The organism is Psychrobacter sp. FME5, from assembly GCF_014861375.1.
Taxonomy (GTDB): Bacteria; Pseudomonadota; Gammaproteobacteria; order Pseudomonadales; family Moraxellaceae; genus Psychrobacter.
Map to the genome: position 1 here is coordinate 1 of NZ_RRYX01000058.1, position 18,966 is coordinate 18,966.

Here is an 18,966-nt window from a genome sequence, read left to right on the forward strand (position 1 = left end):
GAGATTTATGGCATTTGTCTCATCGATTGATTCGTAAGATTCTGTCACATAATCTATGCTTTGTACTCAACAAAAAACTTGGTAACCCGCCTCTTCAGTTTGAGTTGCTTATTTCAAGTTGAGAGTGGGGTAATGTTGTTATCTATGGCCAATCCTTTATGACTGATACAGCACTTATTATCGATACCGAAACCGACCAAGGTCGTGACCCAAGACCTGTTCAAGTCGCGACCATTAATGTCATGACTGGGTTTGAGTGGATGAAATACTTTAACAGCGGACGTTCAATATCACCGGTCGTCATTAAAATTCATGGTATCACCGATGAAGATGTCGCTGGTCTTGAGCGTTTTGAGCTTGGGCAATTTGAGTTGCCGCAGTATTTGATCGGTCATAATGTCCGTTTTGACTGGCGAGTGATTGGTAGCCCGTCTGCCAAGCTTATCTGCACGGTGCGGCTTGCGCGCGTGGCCTTTCCAGAATGGAGCGCCTATAGCCAATCTAAATGTATCGAGCAGTTACTAGGCAGCAGCGAGGCGAGCAGAATGACCATTGCTGCTCATGACGCGCTAGGTGATGCGCGCATGTGCTATTTACTGTATCAAGCTTGCTGCGAGCGCCTACAAATTTCACCGACAGATTTTGTGGCCGCTCATGCTATTTCCAATAAAGCCAATCCAGTCAGTAAAATGCCCTTTGGCAAACATAAGGGCAAGCTGATTAAAGAGGTGCCAGTCAGCTATGTGAGATGGATGCTAGGCAATATTCATAATATGCAGCCATCGCTATATTCTGCATTGACCAAGCGCGTCAAAGCAGAAGATGAAACAGCGAAAGAAAAATAGTAAATATAATTATCCTATAAGTAGTTCTAAATAAAATCGATACGATTGTAATAAAGTAAATAGCCACAGTGCTACTGTTGTCAATTTTTCTTGCTTGCTGTTCGCAAGCGTGACAGAGGCTGCGAAAAATTTACTCCAGTAGCACTCGTATCGGTTTTAAAGTGAATCAATTATACAGCCCCTACCTAAGAGTAGATGGAGTACTATTGCTGTTTATTTAACCAATCAACCGCCATTTGCCAAAGCTGTGGTGCTTTGGCATTGGTTTTACGACTAAAATAACGCATGTGACCGATGCTGTTCAGGCCAAAATCTTTCGGGTCAAAAAAGCATTTTTCAACGGGCATCTGGGTAAATACGCGAATCATATCATCCATGTTTTTGCTATTGGCAATATTGTCATCGCTAAAGCCAAGCCATAAAGATGGTGCAGTTATGTCGTCATAAAAATGCGTGTGCACAGTGTTACCGAAAGCGGTCTTGATATAACCTGCGCCGTTGCACCACTCACGCCATTGCCGAGCGACGCCGCGCGGTAGTGGTTCACCCATACCGATTTTATCCGATGGCGTGTAGCCTAACGCTAAGTTGGTGAGTGGAATAAAGGCATCCATAAAACCCACCGCCTTGAGTTTATAAGGCATAGCCATGTTTTTAATACGACCTGAAGAGCATGCAACATTAAACACAGAGGCAAGAGCTTTGTAATTCGGCATCAAGCCAATCAATTGACCGCCTGCGCTATGACCAATCAGATGATAAGTGGCAGCGGCAAACTCATCCTGTAAGGCATCGAGCACAGCCGGCATATCGTGGCGACCCCAGCTGATTAAAGAGGCGTCACATTTTGCCAAATTAGACGACAGTGAGTCGCCAATACCCTCATTGTCAAAGCTCAGTACGCCAAAGCCTTGCTCGGCTAAATACGTCGCAAAATTATGATAAAACTGGCGTTTGATGCCAGTTGCTGGTGCGATCATGACGGCTGTTTTCACCTCGCCTTTAGGCCGATAAACAGTGGCTGCCAATGCTTGATTGCGCTCGGTCATGATACTGAGCGAGTATGTGTCTGTCTGATAACTGGGATGAGTGTTTTCCATAGTTTGACCTTGTTGTATTTTATCTTTTTTATTAATAGGCTCGTTGATCCAATACTTTATCAACTAATAGAATTTTTAATCACGATAGATTGTCTATATCCAGTTACTACCACTTAGATATCAGTGTTCACCTATGAATGTGTAGTCATTGCGTATTGATAAATCGTCGCTAGCGCGTGATAGCATCGCTTATGTTAAAATAAATACTGGTAAGTAAGGCGCTCGAATGTGACTTCTAAGTTCTACCTCATTTATCTTGGATACTATTGTCCGTCGATATATGCCTGAATGTTTATTTTCGAAGATGATTTGTAGGTGATAAATCTTCTGATAAATACTCACTCTATAAGCAAACCACAATAAACTCATACTCAATAAAAAATTGCTATAAAAATTAAGGAAGCTATATGCAAATGAACATTAACAACGCTACTTATGAAGTCATTACTAGCCAGGATATTACCAATATTGAAAAAGCGGTGAAAAAATCAACGTTAGCGATGCCACTGGTTGCGGTTTATTGTGGTTCACGTTCGGGTAATAGTGAGGTATATGAGCAGGCGGCACGCGAGCTGGGTAGTGCGCTAGCGGATAACGGTTTAGGTTTGGTTTATGGCGGCGCGAGTATTGGGTTGATGGGTGCAGTCGCCGATGAAGTGATTAAAGGCGGTGCGCAAGCGGTGGGAGTGATTCCAACCTTTATGCTCAAACATGAAATTGCCCATGAGCAGCTGACACGTCTACATTTGACCGATACCATGCATACCCGTAAAACAGTGATGGCAGAATATGCCGACGCTTTTATTACTTTACCGGGTGGACTTGGAACGCTTGAAGAAATTATGGAGATTGCGACTTGGCGTCAGCTGTATCAACATGAAAAGCCGATGATTATTCTTAATATTAATGGCTTTTATGATCGTATGATTGACCATTTAAAATATACTGCCGAGCAAGGTTTTATGAAACAACAAGATCTTGAGCGCTTGGTAGTGTGTAATACTATTGATGAAGCCATCGACATGCTCAAGACGGTGGTGAAAATAGACGATGCCGTTGATACTGAAAAAATGGCTGGCAATTAGACATTAATATATACGGTATTTATAATCGTATTTTATAAAAAGGGAGAGCATGGCTGATTAATTAGCCATGCTCTCCCTTTTTATAACCGTTCTTTATAGTAGCTCGTTAGCTAACTGGATAGCTTTTGAACCAGTTAAATTAACAAATTAAATAAGCACTAAAAATAACAGGCTGTCAGCGAATAGTTATACTTCCGCTGAGTCTGAATTGTCTGTTTCTAAGTTGTTTGACTTTAAGTTGTTTGATTTCAAGCTGTTTGACTTTAAGCTATCCGCACTTAATTTATCTCTACTCAAACTGTCTAAAGCCGTCTCACGAATACCATGATTTACGCCAGCCATTGCCAATGGAAAGCCGCGTTCTTTTGCGAGTACACGAGCAACCTTATCGATAGCCAAGCTATCGTTTCGCGCCAGATAAGACCATTCATGGGCATAGCGATTACGGTTGGCTTGTGTGTCGTTATCAATCAAGCCAAGCTCAGTTAGCTCTTCGACGATTTGATCGGCCGCAATTAACGTCGAGGATGCTTTAACATTTTCAGCACGCGCATAGCGTATATTAGAGTACAAGCTCACATCAGCAACTCGCAGCGTATCGTCTTCACCGGGTATTTGCTGCCCACCATATAATGCATTGCCGACAGTACGCGCGCTATGGAATGTTGGTACAAACTCAGCCACATAATCAATGGCCTGTTGGCTACGCGCTTGTAGTGGTGCTTTGTCCCAGCCGTCTTCGATATAATGCACGTATTGCGGCGGCAGCTTGGGTTGGGCGCTGTCTTTGTTCGATGCGACCAGCCCATCATCAAATAGCGTGATAAATTTACTCATGCCGTGTATTTGAAAATAACCGCCTGGATACGGCGTTAACTGCGCCATTCCTTCTGGTGTACCACGGTTGCCATAGACAATAATTTCCGGTATCTGTCCGCCAGTGTCATCCCAGTGGGTGATATAAGAGGATTTAAACTCGACCATGCGTGTGACTTTTACACCGACCATATCGTCGATGACGCCGGTACGAAAACCACAAGCATTGATTAAATAATCGACTTCAATAGAGTCAGCTTCACTGTTAGATTCAGGCGCCAAATGGGCAGCTTGCTGATAATCGATACGCCATTTAGTGAAATGATGATCGGCATTTGAGCAGTTTTCGCAATCGACAGGCATGACTTGCTTAACCTGAGTATCCGTAAATACATGCGCATGCTCATAGCCTTCTAACGCCAGCTGTGCAGAAGCTGCTAGGCGAAAAATATTCCAACCGTACTCTTGTACGACAATCAGCGGAAACTTAACTTTATTTAAATCCAAGTATTTAGCAACTGGTATCATCCATTCATCAACGGTCTTTGGAGCTGTAACTTGCTCACGTTCAGACAGCTCAATCAATTGTTCATGGCTATATAGCTGATAGTAATCATCAGGGTCACCGAGTACTTTGTTGTTGGCATCTTGGGCGATAAGTTCGTGATAAGCATCGGTTAAAATATCGAGGCGCGGCAATAAATCTTCTGGCAAGCCTTCATCGCGAGTTGGTACGGCAAATACTGTTGGACGCACGTCGATGGTATAAGGATAAAGGCGCAAAATATCGATACATTGTTTGAGCAGTGCGACGCAATCTTCGTCAGGGATTTCACGATATAGGTTGCCACCAGCATGCAAATGGCACATCGGCGGCCCATCGATTAATGATTTGTTTTTTTCAAACAAATAAGTCTCAAGCCCTAATGCGGCTAGGCGAATCGCAATAGTCGCCCCTGCTGTACCACCGCCAAGAATACCGACGCGTTTGGCTGGTTGGCGTTGACTATGGGTTTGATTGGTCGTAAAAGAGTGAGTCATTGTCGTTGTTATATCCTTAATAGCATTGGTATCAAGTCATACTTGGCATATTCTTTAAATGGTTTTTATCTAAGATAGTCTGTATACAGTTGGCTTAATCCTATTGATATGCGTGCAGAGGTAGCCAAGTTCAATGTTGATATTAAGCCGCAATGGTTACATTTACCATTGTGTAGTAATGCTTAATCTTTATAGCGTTATTCTACGAAAAACTACAACTAATAGGTTGGCAGATACGTAAGTAGATGCAGGAGTTTTGTCAACGAGCAACCATTAAATTTTAAATGTTTGAACGCAGTCAGTGCAGTGGTTTTTCAACCAAATTAGGTATTTTAGTTTTCATGTTTTGTAATCTTTATGCGCTTTTGTAAATTTATATATTGATAGAAACGACTAATGTTTTGGGTATGCTATATTGAAACTGCTTGAAGGCAGGTTTAAGTGGTTTTCTGTACGATTGCTTAAATCATCAGACAGGAAGAAAAACCCAAATAAAAATATACTATGACAATATGACAAGGAAGTTATTATGAAAGGCATTCTTATACTATCAGCACTCTCAGGTGTTTTAGCGCTTAGTGGTTGTTCTACTTTTAACAATATGATTGGTAAGGACGATTCTGGTATGCATGATGTGCAAGCCACCAATAAAAGCACCGCTCCTGTCGCTAGTAAAAACGGCATGTTGGTCGATGCTAGTAACCATATGACTTTATATACCTTTGATAAAGACTCAATGAACAAATCTGAATGTGGCTCTGCATGTCTAGTTGCTTGGCCGGCATTTATGGCACCTAACAATGCCAAAGCTTCAGGGCAGTTTGCTGCATTCCAGCGTGAAGATGGTAAATATCAGTGGGCAGTAAATGGCAAACCTTTATACTTCTATGCTAATGATACTAAGATTGGCGATAAAGATGGTGATAACAAACTTGGCGTTTGGCATATCGTTAAAACTGCCAGATAAAGTTTAATAATAATTTTATCTGTATCAAAAAAGCAGCCATTTAATGGCTGCTTTTTTCATGTGATGCTTTAATTAAGATAGAAATTAATGATAAACAGGCTTTATCATTTTTTCTTTACAGCCGCTTTTTTCTCGACCAATTCACCATCGATTTGGATAGGAACATCGGTGGTGATGCCATCAGAAAATGCCGTCATACCATAAGCGGCGCGATCAATAATACCCGTCGCACGGAAGCCGACAACAGGCTCTTTAGTCAGTGGGCTATTGGCGATTTTATTTAAGGTTACATCTAGCGTCAGCGGTTTGGTTTGACCTAGCATAGTGAAATCACCGGTTACTTCGGCTTGTTGCGGATTCTTAAATGTGATGTCAGTCGACTTAAAAGTCATGGTTGGGTATTTGGCGACGTTAAAAAACTCATCCTTTTTAAGATGCTCATCACGCGCATCCCAATTGGTATCGATACTATCTGTGGCAATAGTAAAGTTCATATTGGTTTTAGCAGGCGCTTTGATATCGTAGTTCACCACGCCTTTCACCTCATTAAAGCGACCCATGGTGGTTGAGAACCCTAGGTGGTTCACCGAAAATCCAACGCGTGTGTGCGAGTCATCTAATTGCCATTGGCTCGGTAGCGCCGCGCTTGCCATGGTGGTGGTAGCAAGCGCCGCACTGATCGCGATAGCTTTGGCCGTATTTTTCAGTGAGATATTTATCATTATATTATCCTTGTTTATTGGGGTTTAATCAGTTATTTTTGAGGCGTAATTTTACCTATAGTCGATTCAATTTAAAAACGATACGGTGTTATTGCTATAAATTTTATATAAGATTTACTATCAAAGATAGGTTATTGTTTAAATAACCTACATCTCGAGGTTTAATTGTGTGTTTTATCTAATGTTAGATTATACTAGGGTAAACCATTTATCTCAATATTGTTAAGGTGTAAGTAATGTATGGTCGTGTCAATTGATCATAGAAGCTGCTTGCATCAAAAGTCGAAAACCGTTAAAATCGCGGTTTGATTTTCCCGCTGGGGAAAGGCTAAGTGAGCAGAAGTGTGGTGTTGGGTGCTGGAATAAGCCAGTGACGCAGCTGCCAGACTGAGAGATGTCCTTAGTGCCTCAGTTACGTATGCTGTGGTGTGATTAATAGTCAAAAATACCGTTAATCAAAAGCGCTGTACATACATCGGACATAGAGAGTTTATTATGCGTAAAGATATCCATCCTAAGTACCAAGAAGTTTTGTTCCATGATACTAACGCTGACGTGTTCTTCCTAACGCGTTCAACTGTTAATACCAAAGCCACTCGTGAATACGAAGGTAAAGAATACCCATACTACCCACTTGATATCTCAAGTGCGTCGCATCCATTCTATACTGGCGAACAACGTAAAACCTCTACTGAAGGTCGTGTTGCAAGCTTCAACAAACGCTTTGGTGCGTTTGGTGGCCGTAGTAAGAAAGCTGCTGATTCTGCTGAATAATTTACGCTTATTGCGTCAATCTATTTCACTGAACCATAAAAAACCGCTGATAATTCAGCGGTTTTTTTTTGGTTCAATTTTTAGAGTTTGGTTGGTTGTTAAAACTTGAATATTACAATGTTATACCATTTACAAAAATTAGAGTAGCAAGGAAAACGAGTGCAAGTGCTATAGTCAGTCCTAAATAAAATGAGTACAAACATTATAGCGAGCTACTGGGATAAGTTTTACTTGCTTGCTGTGCCTGTGCAGACAGAGGCTGCGCAAAATTTATCCCAGTAGCACTGTGTTTGTTTTATAGTGGATCGGCTATACACACTGTAGACTAAACGAGTTTGACACAACTAATCGTACTTTTTGGGTTTGGTATTAGTTTTTGAATTAAGTGACTGGTGATTCTAGTAGCTCGATAATCAGCTCTGCTACCTGCTGCGCCCAATAACCGTACATTAGGCTGCTAGGATGGAAGCCATCACTGGCAAACATCACTGAAATATCGATTGGTGTGCCATTAGAATGCTCTTCTATCATCCGTGCAAAGTCAGTTGCCATGTAGGTAACCCCGTCATTATTGGCACAAACTTGCTGCAATATCTCATCAAGGATTGAGGCTTTTGCACCGACAAAGTTATTCAACGGTGGCGGTATCGCAGGCATTTCTGCCATCGGCGGTAGACTCAAAAAAACCAGCTTTCGTACACCAAACTTACGCTGGGCAATAGCAATAATATCTTCAACTTGCTGTTGCCATTTATCTACAGGAACACTTGATGTCGTATCGTTTACACCGACACTGAGTATCATTACATCAGTAGGCTGGCTAGGAGTGGGTAGGACATATAGCCTACGTAAAATATCGAAGCTGGTATGTCCTGTAGTCGCTTGCAACGTCCAGTTCAGCGTACTGAATGTGTTATAAATGGCGGGCTGTTGCTTCAATATTGGAATGAGCTTGCCTGTCAGTGCTTCTTGCTGCGTCTCACTACCCATACCAGCTGCGGCTGAATCACCAACGACCATGAGGTTTAACGTTTTATTGGTGTTGTTTTTTGGCCTACTAGTAGACTGGTTTAGTGAAATAGATCCGCGTCTTTCGCCATTTGGCTCAGGCAGGCGAACGGTATCGCGCTTGATTTTGCGACCTTGATAAAGATAAACAGGGGCGAGTAGCACATCTTTTGCCACCGAGGCTACTTTATGAGTATTTACCATCCTGCACGCTCCCGAATAGTGGTGAGACTGTCGTCTATTAATAATTTACCATCAAGATAAACATCCCGTAATAGGTTTTCTGTATGAGCAGATAACGCATCGGCTTTGATAGTGTCTAATTTGCCATGATTGTTTCTTATTAGTGCCAACCGGCCTTTCTTCGAGCGTTTAGAGCGGCTGGTGACCGGATCTTTATAGATGTCTTTCCAGGTTCCATCGATAGAGATGGCACTGGCTTTCATCGCCCAGCTCATGGTATCGCGATTGACTTGTTGCAGCAGACCACCGCCCATACCAAAGGTCACGTTTTCGGCGCTAAAGCCAGCCTTCAACACCACATCGATAATTTTGCTCAAACTTTGCGGGCTGATACCATCACCTTGAATGACGCGTACGTAGTCTGGCAATACTTTGTAGCCTTTATTATTGGTAGTCGTCCCAAACTTCACCGCTAAGCGCTCTAATGCCTCGCGAACCACTTTAGCCGGCTCGCCACTGTCTGGTCTAATGACTAACGTACCACCCATGTTTTTAACCTCATCTTTTAAGCTGCCGCCCCAGATGTTATCAATGGCGTTCCATAAGTCATAGCTATCAGAGACCACTGAGAAGCTCTTGCCCGTACCGCCAAACTGCTCAATCATGTTGGCAAAGGCGGCGGTTTCACCATCACGGCCCCATGCGGTCATAGTGCTGTGTTCAGCAGCAGGGATTGAGAAGGCTGGCATGTCTTTATCCATCTGATACCAGCGACTGGCAGCGACCAAAGCGGTCATCGAGTCGGTACCAGCGAAGTTGACCAAATGAGCTAGGCTGCCGAGTGCGACAGACTCATGGCTAGAAGCACCGCGTGAACCAAAGTCATGCAAACGAAAAATCAATGACTCTGAATTGTCCGCAGATTTTTCTAGCGCTTGGCGAATGATACCTTTGCAATAGTGCGAGACACTCGCGACCGTCGATGGATACCAAATCGCGCGTAATAACGCTGTTTCGATATAACTTGGTAGCCAATAAAACTCAGGGTCGGTATTGATAACTTGGCAGACCACGTTGGATACGGGCACGATGCTGCCTTCGGGAACGGCTTCGATACGTAATGGCAAATAACCACCATGTTTAATAACTTGGTAGCCAATAAAACTCAGGGTCGGTATTGATAACTTGGCAGACCACGTTGGATACGGGCACGATGCTGCCTTCGGGAACGGCTTCGATACGTAATGGCAAATAACCACCATGTTTATCGACCAAACGTTCCCAGCCTGCACGGTTAAAGGTCAAGCCGTGCGCTTGAATGACCATTTCCGCCTCATCGATATCTTGATGGGTAATCGGTGTGCTTAAGTATTCTTTGATAAAGGCTTGTAAACCAAAGAACAGCACATCATAGTCGCCTTTACGCGCCTCAACGTAGCTTGATAAGTACTCGCTACCACTTGGGTATTGCACCCAATGTGAGGTTTTATAGCTGTCGCTATTTAAGATCAAATTATTTAAATTACTGGTATACATCACAGAACTCCTCTGCTTTGAGATGCCGCAGCTGCTTTGATGAAAGAACAGTTGCGGCGGTTAACCCTTGCTGTCTATCAGCTTGGGCGGTGAAATTGATAACAATGACATTATAAAGTCAAATGTAGAAAATAGGTTTTATAGTTTTCAGTTGACTAAAAGTTTGGAAATAATGCACCGAAACGTCAATGATAAGAAAACTATAAGCCAACCATCTTAGTGATAATCGCATAATGGTCTTCAAACATCATTTTGGCATCTAACTCGGCAAGGGGTAACCAAAAAGCTGTGGCAGCATCATCGCCGCCTTTTACTTTTGGCAGGCCGTTTGGATCGTTTTTGAGCTGAAAGTAAAACGCTTGGGTAATCGTGCGCCCACGCGCTGAGCGATACGGGTCATCAAAGGTATGCTGACTATGGCAAGAGCCGCGCAACACTGGCTCAGGGACTTTAAGACGAGTCTCTTCTCGTAGCTCGCGGATGCAGGCATCAAATAAGGTCTCTTTTGGATTCAAAAACCCACCCGGTAATGCCCACAGTCCGCGCCCTGGCATACTGCGGCGCTCTACTAATAATATATGCCCTGATTGCACCACCAAAGCATCGGCGGTCATAAAAGTAGGTGGATAAGGGGCTGATTCCCACTGTCTTTTATATTTATCAATAAAATCTGCTTCTTCATGTAGTCGCTGATAATCATCGGTTTTTTTAAAGTCATTTAGTACTTTGCGCGTTGATTCAGGCGTGCGCTCAGGTGTCGGCGTAGCGCCCATTAGATAGCTGTCGCGGATAGGGGTCGCTGATAAATTATGATAATTGGGTACTGAGACCGACGCCCAGTTTGGGAATAGCGATAGATAATACGATGAGCTGTCTTTTGAATGACCAATCAAGCCGATATCCGTTTGTAAGTCGCCAGTGACAGATTTAACACCCGCTTGCACGTATTGTAACCAGCGCGTGTCATTGTAGAGTGCATCGTCCAGCCCAACGCAATGAATACGTGCCGCTTCTGCTGCTGAGTAGACATCCTTAATCATGGCAGCACGCTCAGCAACACTAAACGGATTGCGTAAACTACGCGGTAGGTTAGCTGAGCCAATAAGCATAATGACGTTATCGGCACGCTTTAGTGCTTCGTCGACAACCGCTTTATGCCCACGGTGGAATGGCTGAAAGCGGCCGATAAAAACCAAGTAGCGATAGTGTTTATTATTTTGCGTATCTGGGCTTTGTTTATCCGGGCTTTGCTTATCTAACTGTTGCTCTAATGATTCACTCATATGCGCCAACTTCCTACGACTTATATTTTATTGGTGAAGATTTATGGATTAAAAAACTTATTGCCTAAAAAGCAATGACGCTAATACTGACACAGCCCATTACTCACTGACAAGTGTAAAGATGTTTAGGTCGGTATCTTTAATTGGCATATTTTTCAATCCACGCGGTAACGGTTGGCCAGATCTCTGTGGCAGCGTGACGACTAACCATAATGCGGCTATGCGTATAATCATCTAAATCACCGTGACTGAGCGCGTACTCTCGAAAGACGTTAGATGGGTTTTTAAAGTCGTCAAAAAACAGCTGACAACCAGTGGTAGGGGAGATGAACTTGTCGCCTTTAGCACTAATGGCATAAATAGGAATGGTGATTTTTGGCATATGATGCCGATAATCAAAATAACTGTCGTCAGCGCTATCTTGCTGAGTTATGTGGTTATTTACTTTATGGTTATGAAGATAAGCTTTATTTATCGCGTCTTTATTAAAAGAACCATTATCCATCGCACTTTTTTTTATAAAACTGCTTTTAAAGTGATGGTGTAGATTCCAGTCAAACCACTGACTCATCGTATAATAACTCTCGTTAAAGGGTCCTATTTTGAGTTTTTTGGCAGGAATATGACCAAGCAGACGCGTAAATAGTTTGGCGCTGAGAATTTTAGTGTGGTTTATCGGTTTTATTGCGGCAGCATAGGCTTGGCAAGCAAACAGGGTGATGCTGTTTATGTTATCGATATAACCTGGGTTTTGGATTAAAAATATGGTTAAGCCAACACCGCCGCCGCTATGGGTAACGCAGTGTAGATTGTTAAGTTTTAAGGTGTCAAAGAAATAACGGAAGGTCGCTTCATAGTCATAGGTCGCAACGGTTTCGAAATTAAACTTTTCTTTTGCTATCGAGCTATTACCATGACTGCGCCACTCCATAATGTAGCAATGATGACCAAAGCTGGCGAGATACTCGGCGATTTTTAGGCAGGTTTGTTTGTCCGAAAAAGTCCCATGGGTCAAAAATATATTTTGGGTTTTTATTGTCGATTTATTGGTGGCTAGAGTTTCTGTGGGTGTGTCTGTTATTGTGCAATCTTTTGTGTCAGCTACAATTTTCCAAACGGCGACTTGTTCGCCATCTTTGGTGTCCACTAAATTTAGTGTTTGTATTGTCATAAAATAAGTCTCTATTAATGTGGTTCATTTTTAATAAAGTCGTCAATAAATATTTGCTGAGTTATAGCATAACTCAGCTGTTAGATGAGTTTTATCGCCATTCCTTGAATAAGAACTTACTCCAGCATAACAATAATAAGCATAAAAAACTGCCAACAGTTATTTAACCATTGGCAGTGTTATACATAGTGAGTTTAAGCAGTCATTAAAATTAGCTTTCTTTACTAAACTCGTTGAATGAAGCGACCGCTTCAGCGGCATACATCATCGAAGGACCGCCACCCATATAGATGCACATGCCTAATGTTTCCGCGACTTCCTCTTCTGTCGCGCCAAGCTGCACTAAAGCTTTGGTATGAAAACCAATACAAGCATCGCAACGTGCGCCAACTGCTAATGCTAAGGCAATAAGCTCTTTGGTCTTTTTATCCAATACGCCGTCAGCCGTTGCTGTGGCACCAAGCTGCGAGAATGCTTTGGTGGTCTCAGGGATATGCTTATGTAGTTTTGCCATATTGGTTGAAACGTGTTTGGTGATGTCTTTAAAAGATTTACTCATGAAATGCTCCTGATAGGTGATAGCCATTGAATCGATAGTTTTAAAACTGCAACAGATACCAATAGATTAAATAATTTACTATACTTAATTATAATATATAAAATTACATAATAAAGCAAGCTGCTTTTTGATGAGGTCTGTAGATGAGGTATTTAAAAGTGGTTGTGCGCTGAATTTGTATTGATCAACTATTTTAGTGACTTAGTTAGGTGACTTAGTTAGGTGACTTGGTTGAGTGACTTGGTTGAGTGACTTGGTTGAGTGACTTGATAAGCATGTGAGCTGTCTTTATATAGGAAGGGATGTATCAATCTTGGCATGGGTCAACACGCAACTTTTATGCTTATACGGCTCAAGTGGCTTTTATAAGTAAATTTATTAGAAAATCAGATATTCAATGCCATTAAAAAAACCGATAGCAGTTATTCACTACCGTCCTGGTTTAATTCACAGTAGCGCGGTCGGAATTATCGTCTGAGTGCGGTATAATAGCTTTTATAAACTGATCAATATCTTAATAACAGCGTTAAGAGTAGTGTGAAGAACAACGTCATCAAAAGCAGTAAAGTGACAGACCGTAGTGATGGGTAGCCCCTGTAATTTATGCCGATTTATATTCGTTCAAATACTCAAGATAACCAAATTCACGACACAGTAGCCATAACAGATATAGCGTTTGTGTCATAACACATAGGAAGCATTATGAGTGAACACAATCCAACTGATACTCAAGTAGAACCTGCTGCCGATTACGAGTCAGCGTTAGATACTGAGCAAAGTGATGCAAAAAGCAACATTACCATCACTGAGGCCGCGCAAGGTTATTTGGCAGACTTGTTGTCTAAACAAGATACCGATGGTATCGGCGTGCGTATTTTCGTTGAGCATCCGGGTACACCGCGCGCAGAATGCTGTATGGCTTATAACCAGCCGGGCGAAGAAGACAGTGCTGATTTGAAATTCAGCTACGATGACTTCTCTGCTTTTATTGAAGCGGCATCAGTGCCTTACCTAGAAGATGCGGTGATTGACTATAATAAAGACCGTTTTGGTGGTCAGTTGACATTCCGTGCGCCGAACTCAAAAGTGCCAAAAGTTGGTGCCGATGCCAGTGTCGAAGAACGTATCAACTATGTCTTGCAGTCTGAGATTAATCCAAGCTTGGCGGCCCATGGTGGCGATGTCCAATTACTTGAACTGATTGATGAAGAAGGCGTTGGCTTGACTGCTGTATTGAAATTCGGTGGTGGTTGCCAAGGGTGTTCGGCGGTTGATATGACCTTGCGTCAAGGGGTTGAAGTGCAGCTTAAACAACAAATTCCAGAGCTGACCCAAGTGATTGATGAGACTGACCACACCCGTACTGAGAATGCTTACTACAAATAAATACCGATGAGTTGTTATAAAAGTAATGACGATATCGCCTATGAATATGCTTATTAGTTTCATTGCTTATGACTATTTGTCATTAAGAGATGAGATATTTGCTATTCTTTTAATAAAGAAGCTGGGTTATGATTAACTCAGCTTTTTTTATATCTATCGTTCAGCGATAGGTGCTTTCATATAAGTTGTAATCTGAATGTTTTAAAGCATCTTTTAATCATCGAATATTTATTTAATAGAAAATTGAATTTTAGGAGCGCAATATGAGTGACGGACAACCAGCTAAGCAAACAGAAAGTACTCCACGCCTAGAGACCTTGGCGATTCATGCCGGTTATAGTGTTGAACCAACTACCAAAGCGGTCGCGGTACCTATTTATCATACCAGCTCGTATGCTTTTGATAACACCCAGCACGGTGCTGATCTGTTTGATTTAAAGGTCGCAGGTAATATTTATACTCGTATCATGAACCCGACCAACGCAGTGCTAGAAGAACGCGTTGCCGCGCTGGAAGGCGGCATAGGTGCACTTGCCGTGGCTTCTGGTATGGCGGCCATCACTTATGCGATTCAGACTATATGTGAAGCGGGCGATAATATCGTCGCGGTATCGACGCTATATGGTGGCACTTATAATTTATTTGCTCATGGACTGCCACGTCAAGGTATCGAAGTACGTTTTTTTGACCACAAGGATCCTGAAGCGATTCGCAATTTAATCGATGATAAGACCAAAATGGTCTTTGCCGAAAGTATCGGTAATCCGCTCGGCAACATCGTTGATATCCAAGCCCTGAGTGATATCGCTCATGAATATGGTGTACCAGTGGTGATTGATAGTACGGTCGCCACGCCTGCACTGTGTCGTCCGTTCGAGTTCGGTGCTGACATCGTTATTCATTCCTTGACCAAATATATGAGTGGTACTGGTACCTCGATAGGCGGAGCGATTGTGGATAGCGGAACTTTCCCTTGGGGCGATTATCCTGAGCGTTTCCCACTATTAAATACCCCCGATGCCAGCTATCATGGCGTAAACTTCGTCCAAGACGTTGGCGCGGCGGCATTTATCGCCCGTGCTCGCGTGGCACCGCTGCGTAATACTGGCGCGGCACTTAGCCCGCTTAATGCCTTTGGTATTTTGCAAGGCATGGAGACGTTAAGTCTGCGTATGGAGCGTCATGTCGAAAACGCCCAAGCCGTCGCAGAATACCTACGTGACCATGACAAGGTCGATTGGGTGAAGTACGCTGGTCTGCCTGATCATCCTGAGCATGAACTTGCTAAGAAATACATGAAAGGCACGCCGTCTGCTATTTTAACCTTTGGCGTCAAAGGTGGCCTTGAAGCAGGGGCACGCTTTATCGATGCGTTGCAGCTGATTACCCGTCTGGTTAATATTGGTGATGCTAAATCTTTGGCTTGTCATCCAGCAACGACGACCCATCGTCAGCTTAATGAGCAAGAGCTTGAAAACGCCGGCGTCAGTACGGACATGGTGCGTTTATCGATTGGTATCGAGCACATCGAAGATATCAAAGCCGATTTAGAGCAAGCGTTAGCCTCAGCTTAAGGTGCAATTTTTTGCTAAATTAAAAACATAACTATTCAGTAAATAAAAAGCCCATATCATTGATATGGGCTTTTTTATTCAGGGTCAAAAGCAAAAATATGCCCTAGGCTGATAGGACACGCTGAGCGATATCTTTATAATCTTTTGAGGCCAAGCGCGGCCCGAACTGTTGAATCACCTGTGCCGCTACTTCGCTGGCAAGACGACCACATTCTGGCAAGCTGTATTGCTGCGATAAAGCGTATAAAAAAGCGCCAGAATAGTTATCGCCTGCGCCATTGGTATCGATCACATTGGTAACGGCTGGGGTAGGAACTTGATGGATTTCAATATCTGTCTCACCATTTGGTTGATGGGCGATGATGGCACCATTGGCACCATCGGTAACCACGGCCGTTTGGCAATGCTCAAGTAGCGCCCGCGCCGCTGCCTTATGTTGCTTTTTATCGGTGAATAACTTTGCTTCTTCGCTATTACAAAATATCACCGCGACTTTATTGCCGAGCATGTTAAGTAAGCCTTCTTTGGCAAACTTCACTACGGCTGGATCGGCAAAACTCACGGCGATTTTTGCACCATGAATGCCTGCTTGTTGGCGCAATTGGGTCATCGCTGGCTGGATACCTTCAGACATGGCTAGATAGCCTTCTAGATATAACCAATCTGCTTGGGTTAGCGCATCAAAATCGACGTTATCAGCAGTAATATCGCTTGAGGTACCAAGAAAAGTCTGCATGGTACGTTCGCCATCTTCGGTCACTGCGACCACGCACGAGCCAGTTACTCCACCGGCATGGATGGATTTTTCTGACGTCGCAACGCCGCCTTCATGTAAGTCTTTTAGGTAAAACTCCCCTTGCTGGTCATCACCAACACGGCAGGCGTAAAAAGGTTTGCCGCCCAAGCTTGCAAAAGCATACATGGTATTGGCAGCTGAACCGCCGCCCGCTTGCTTTGATGGTTCAATGTCTGCAAGCTTAAAATAAGCCAACAACTGCTGCTGCTCTTCGATACCTGCCAGCGTCATATTGCCTTTGGTCAAATCTGTTTCTTCAAGCGCGGCATCTGACAACATATATTCGTGGTCAACCAAAGCATTCCCTATCGCCATTACATTGTACATTGCTTATGTCTCCTCAATTAAGTGATAAACGTCTATTCTTGATAGTTAAAAATCATTCAGCTTGTTGTAGCTCAAGCAACCGCTGATATAGTGCGTTCTTTTTTACGCCAGTAATATCGGCGGCCAAGGAAGCGGATTTTTTAACCGATAAATCTTCTAGTAAGCGCTTCAATAATGTATCGTGAATACTGATATCGTCCGAATCCTGCGCCACATTAACGCCAGCGACCACCACCACTATTTCACCACGCTGTTGATTGTCATCTGCTTTGACAAACTCAACCAAATCACCCAACGTACTCTTATGTACCGTCTCAAAGGTTTTGGTCAGTTCACGACAAAACGTGACTTCGCGCTCGGCACCAAATATCGTTGCCATATCTTCTAAACTGGCGATAATGCGATGCGGGGCTTCATAAAATATCAGCGTTTCAGTACGTGAGTTTAGAGCAGACAGTTGCTTTTGGCGTCCATGAGTTTTTGCTGGTAAAAAACCAATAAAGCTAAAACGGTCTGAGGGCAGTCCTGCAACCGAGAGCGCAGCAATGGCAGCAGACGCGCCAACGATAGGTGATACTCGAACGCCTGCAGTATGTGCCGCTTGCACCAATTGATAACCTGGGTCACTGACCAGTGGCGTACCAGCATCACTAATCAGAGCGACCGAATGACCTTGCTCGATCATCTCGATAATTTTGGGCGTTTGAATCGCGCTATTGTGTTCATGATATGCCCACAGTTTATTATGTCCTTTTTGCTTCACTGCTGTATCAGCGTCATCTGCATCACCATTTTCGATGTGATGGGTTGCTGGGTTTTTAGCGTCGTCAGCTTTACTGCCTTTGGTCTCGATGCCAAAATGTGACAGTAGCTTGCCTGACGTTCGCGTATCCTCACAGGCAATGATGGCAACCTGCTTTAAGACGTCAATCGCATGTGGCGTCATGTCGCTAAGATTACCAATCGGCGTAGCGATGATATATAGACAAGCTGGCATCGCGGTAGGGCTAGACATGAAAACCTCGGAGTATTAAAAGCGGGAATTAAAAAAATAAGATGACACTACTATCCATACTGACATTATCTGTCCTCTGACTCAGTCAAGGAGCAAGTGACAAAATGGCCGACAGATAAAAGATGGAGGGCGCGAAAGTGGTTAGTTTAGCATGATGTGCTATGATAATTCTGAAATGTTAAACAGACTAACAAACCTCATGGCGAACCATAAACCTTTAGCCCTTACTTCACCAAAGCAGCGCCAAGGCAGTCTGTTTGAACAACAGGCGTGTGAGTTTTTACAGGCGCAAGGGTTGGTATTGGTTGCGCAAAACTGGCAACAGCCAAAAGTGGGTGAGCTGGACTTAGTGATGGTAGAAAAAGGGTCGGCGTGGTCGACACTGGTATTTATCGAAGTGCGTCAAAGACAGCGTTCAAACTTTGGTGATGCCGCAGTCAGCGTGACGCCAAGCAAACAACGTAAAATTATCAAGGTGGCGCGCTATTTTTTGCAGCAACATCCCACATATCATAACTGTGAATGCCGGTTTGATGTGATTGCCTATAATACCACTGATAAAAACAATAAGAAAAATGAACCACCAGAATGGCTACAAGGCGCTTTTATAAGCGCAGCATGGTAGTTGATTGCCTTTATTTTTTGACTGACAGCGAAATAACAATCAGCATCTTTGCATCAAGGTATCGTTACCAAAAGCCTAACTATCTACCATAAAAATTAAGGCTCTGTTTTAATAGTGTGTTGATATAACTTATTGATAAATGATATAATGACT

The 18,966-nt window shown here is 43.2% G+C and carries 16 protein-coding genes and 3 pseudogenes; 8 read left to right on the forward strand and 11 right to left on the reverse strand.

All coding sequences use genetic code 11. From position 1 onward, the window contains the following. Together EI161_RS08840 and EI161_RS08845 are read left to right on the forward strand one after the other, a co-directional pair. A pseudogene (locus EI161_RS08840) lies at positions 1–122 on the forward strand (IS982 family transposase); the annotation flags it as partial. Between the two features lie 36 nt (positions 123–158). Continuing rightward, the gene (locus tag EI161_RS08845; RefSeq protein ID WP_192524777.1) at positions 159–845 is read left to right on the forward strand and encodes a putative quorum-sensing-regulated virulence factor; all 687 of its coding nucleotides are present in this window, start codon (positions 159–161) and stop codon (positions 843–845) included. A 203-nt stretch (positions 846–1,048) separates the two neighbouring features. Here EI161_RS08845 and EI161_RS08850 read toward each other — a convergent pair whose 3' ends face one another. Continuing rightward, complete coding sequence (locus tag EI161_RS08850) at positions 1,049–1,945, reverse strand: alpha/beta fold hydrolase (RefSeq protein ID WP_192524778.1); 897 nt, start codon at positions 1,943–1,945, stop codon at positions 1,049–1,051. A 407-nt stretch (positions 1,946–2,352) separates the two neighbouring features. On the opposite strand from EI161_RS08850, the gene EI161_RS08855 reads away from it, so the two are divergent. Beyond that, the gene (locus EI161_RS08855; RefSeq protein WP_192524779.1) at positions 2,353–3,030 is read left to right on the forward strand and encodes a TIGR00730 family Rossman fold protein; all 678 of its coding nucleotides are present in this window, start codon (positions 2,353–2,355) and stop codon (positions 3,028–3,030) included. A 186-nt stretch (positions 3,031–3,216) separates the two neighbouring features. Here the strand turns inward: EI161_RS08855 and EI161_RS08860 are convergent, their stop codons facing one another. Further along, complete coding sequence (locus tag EI161_RS08860) at positions 3,217–4,887, reverse strand: FAD-dependent oxidoreductase (protein WP_192524780.1); 1,671 nt, start codon at positions 4,885–4,887, stop codon at positions 3,217–3,219. 529 nt (positions 4,888–5,416) lie between these two features. Here EI161_RS08860 and EI161_RS08865 point away from each other — a divergent pair. After that, positions 5,417–5,854, forward strand: coding sequence for a hypothetical protein (locus EI161_RS08865; protein WP_192523639.1), 438 nt, complete (start codon positions 5,417–5,419; stop codon positions 5,852–5,854). 104 nt (positions 5,855–5,958) lie between these two features. Here EI161_RS08865 and EI161_RS08870 read toward each other — a convergent pair whose 3' ends face one another. Continuing rightward, positions 5,959–6,576, reverse strand: coding sequence for a YceI family protein (locus EI161_RS08870; protein ID WP_192523638.1), 618 nt, complete (start codon positions 6,574–6,576; stop codon positions 5,959–5,961). Positions 6,577–7,071: 495 nt separating this feature from the next. Here EI161_RS08870 and EI161_RS08875 point away from each other — a divergent pair, with 495 nt between their 5' ends. Beyond that, entirely contained in the window at positions 7,072–7,350 is a 279-nt protein-coding gene (locus EI161_RS08875; protein WP_192523637.1) for a type B 50S ribosomal protein L31, read from the forward strand. Positions 7,351–7,731: 381 nt separating this feature from the next. On the opposite strand, the gene EI161_RS08880 is transcribed toward EI161_RS08875, so the two are convergent. The 6 genes and pseudogenes from EI161_RS08880 to EI161_RS08905 all read right to left on the reverse strand — a co-directional run bounded on the left by EI161_RS08880 (position 7,732) and on the right by EI161_RS08905 (position 13,090). Then, positions 7,732–8,562: an SGNH/GDSL hydrolase family protein gene (locus EI161_RS08880; protein ID WP_192529436.1), complete on the reverse strand. Its 831-nt coding sequence runs from the start codon at positions 8,560–8,562 to the stop codon at positions 7,732–7,734. Beyond that, positions 8,556–9,689, reverse strand: a pseudogene (locus EI161_RS08885) (nicotinate phosphoribosyltransferase); the annotation flags it as partial. The gene EI161_RS08880 and the pseudogene EI161_RS08885, both read right to left, overlap by 7 nt. 7 nt (positions 9,690–9,696) lie before the next feature. Further along, positions 9,697–10,077: pseudogene (locus EI161_RS08890) on the reverse strand (nicotinamide phosphoribosyltransferase domain-containing protein); the annotation flags it as partial. Between the two features lie 200 nt (positions 10,078–10,277). Continuing rightward, positions 10,278–11,360, reverse strand: coding sequence for a bifunctional nicotinamide-nucleotide adenylyltransferase/Nudix hydroxylase (locus EI161_RS08895; protein WP_192523635.1), 1,083 nt, complete (start codon positions 11,358–11,360; stop codon positions 10,278–10,280). Positions 11,361–11,499: 139 nt separating this feature from the next. Further along, positions 11,500–12,531 (reverse strand): alpha/beta fold hydrolase, encoded by a 1,032-nt coding sequence (locus EI161_RS08900; protein ID WP_192523634.1) that lies wholly within the window; start codon positions 12,529–12,531, stop codon positions 11,500–11,502. Between the two features lie 211 nt (positions 12,532–12,742). Further along, a complete protein-coding gene (locus EI161_RS08905) occupies positions 12,743–13,090 on the reverse strand; it encodes a carboxymuconolactone decarboxylase family protein (RefSeq protein ID WP_192523633.1) in 348 nt (115 codons plus the stop codon). 702 nt (positions 13,091–13,792) lie between these two features. Between EI161_RS08905 and nfuA the strand changes: the two genes are divergently transcribed. Both nfuA and EI161_RS08915 read left to right on the forward strand, forming a co-directional pair. Continuing rightward, entirely contained in the window at positions 13,793–14,476 is a 684-nt protein-coding gene (gene nfuA, locus EI161_RS08910) for a Fe-S biogenesis protein NfuA (RefSeq protein WP_192523632.1), read from the forward strand. Between the two features lie 263 nt (positions 14,477–14,739). Beyond that, complete coding sequence (locus EI161_RS08915) at positions 14,740–16,050, forward strand: O-acetylhomoserine aminocarboxypropyltransferase/cysteine synthase family protein (RefSeq protein WP_192523631.1); 1,311 nt, start codon at positions 14,740–14,742, stop codon at positions 16,048–16,050. A 103-nt stretch (positions 16,051–16,153) separates the two neighbouring features. Here EI161_RS08915 and EI161_RS08920 read toward each other — a convergent pair whose 3' ends face one another. Both EI161_RS08920 and rsmI read right to left on the reverse strand, forming a co-directional pair. Beyond that, positions 16,154–17,173, reverse strand: a complete 1,020-nt coding sequence (locus EI161_RS08920) for an adenosine kinase (protein ID WP_192523630.1) — start codon at positions 17,171–17,173, stop codon at positions 16,154–16,156. A gap of 52 nt (positions 17,174–17,225) precedes the next feature. Continuing rightward, positions 17,226–18,188, reverse strand: a complete 963-nt coding sequence (gene rsmI / locus EI161_RS08925; RefSeq protein ID WP_192523629.1) for a 16S rRNA (cytidine(1402)-2'-O)-methyltransferase — start codon at positions 18,186–18,188, stop codon at positions 17,226–17,228. Positions 18,189–18,339: 151 nt separating this feature from the next. Between rsmI and EI161_RS08930 the strand changes: the two genes are divergently transcribed. Further along, entirely contained in the window at positions 18,340–18,813 is a 474-nt protein-coding gene (locus EI161_RS08930; RefSeq protein WP_192523628.1) for a YraN family protein, read from the forward strand. The last annotated feature ends 153 nt before the right edge of the window (positions 18,814–18,966 follow it).

Excerpts from the sequence above, each read along its gene's own strand:
- EI161_RS08845 (WP_192524777.1), top strand. The coding sequence starts at position 159 with ATGACTGATACAGCACTTATTATCGATACCGAAACCGACCAAGGTCGT.
- EI161_RS08850 (WP_192524778.1), bottom strand. The coding sequence starts at position 1,945 with ATGGAAAACACTCATCCCAGTTATCAGACAGACACATACTCGCTCAGT.
- EI161_RS08855 (WP_192524779.1), top strand. The coding sequence starts at position 2,353 with ATGCAAATGAACATTAACAACGCTACTTATGAAGTCATTACTAGCCAG.
- EI161_RS08860 (WP_192524780.1), bottom strand. The coding sequence starts at position 4,887 with ATGACTCACTCTTTTACGACCAATCAAACCCATAGTCAACGCCAACCA.
- EI161_RS08865 (WP_192523639.1), top strand. The coding sequence starts at position 5,417 with ATGAAAGGCATTCTTATACTATCAGCACTCTCAGGTGTTTTAGCGCTT.
- EI161_RS08870 (WP_192523638.1), bottom strand. The coding sequence starts at position 6,576 with ATGATAAATATCTCACTGAAAAATACGGCCAAAGCTATCGCGATCAGT.
- EI161_RS08875 (WP_192523637.1), top strand. The coding sequence starts at position 7,072 with ATGCGTAAAGATATCCATCCTAAGTACCAAGAAGTTTTGTTCCATGAT.
- EI161_RS08880 (WP_192529436.1), bottom strand. The coding sequence starts at position 8,562 with ATGGTAAATACTCATAAAGTAGCCTCGGTGGCAAAAGATGTGCTACTC.
- EI161_RS08895 (WP_192523635.1), bottom strand. The coding sequence starts at position 11,360 with ATGAGTGAATCATTAGAGCAACAGTTAGATAAGCAAAGCCCGGATAAA.
- EI161_RS08900 (WP_192523634.1), bottom strand. The coding sequence starts at position 12,531 with ATGACAATACAAACACTAAATTTAGTGGACACCAAAGATGGCGAACAA.
- EI161_RS08905 (WP_192523633.1), bottom strand. The coding sequence starts at position 13,090 with ATGAGTAAATCTTTTAAAGACATCACCAAACACGTTTCAACCAATATG.
- nfuA (WP_192523632.1), top strand. The coding sequence starts at position 13,793 with ATGAGTGAACACAATCCAACTGATACTCAAGTAGAACCTGCTGCCGAT.
- EI161_RS08915 (WP_192523631.1), top strand. The coding sequence starts at position 14,740 with ATGAGTGACGGACAACCAGCTAAGCAAACAGAAAGTACTCCACGCCTA.
- EI161_RS08920 (WP_192523630.1), bottom strand. The coding sequence starts at position 17,173 with ATGTACAATGTAATGGCGATAGGGAATGCTTTGGTTGACCACGAATAT.
- rsmI (WP_192523629.1), bottom strand. The coding sequence starts at position 18,188 with ATGTCTAGCCCTACCGCGATGCCAGCTTGTCTATATATCATCGCTACG.
- EI161_RS08930 (WP_192523628.1), top strand. The coding sequence starts at position 18,340 with ATGATGTGCTATGATAATTCTGAAATGTTAAACAGACTAACAAACCTC.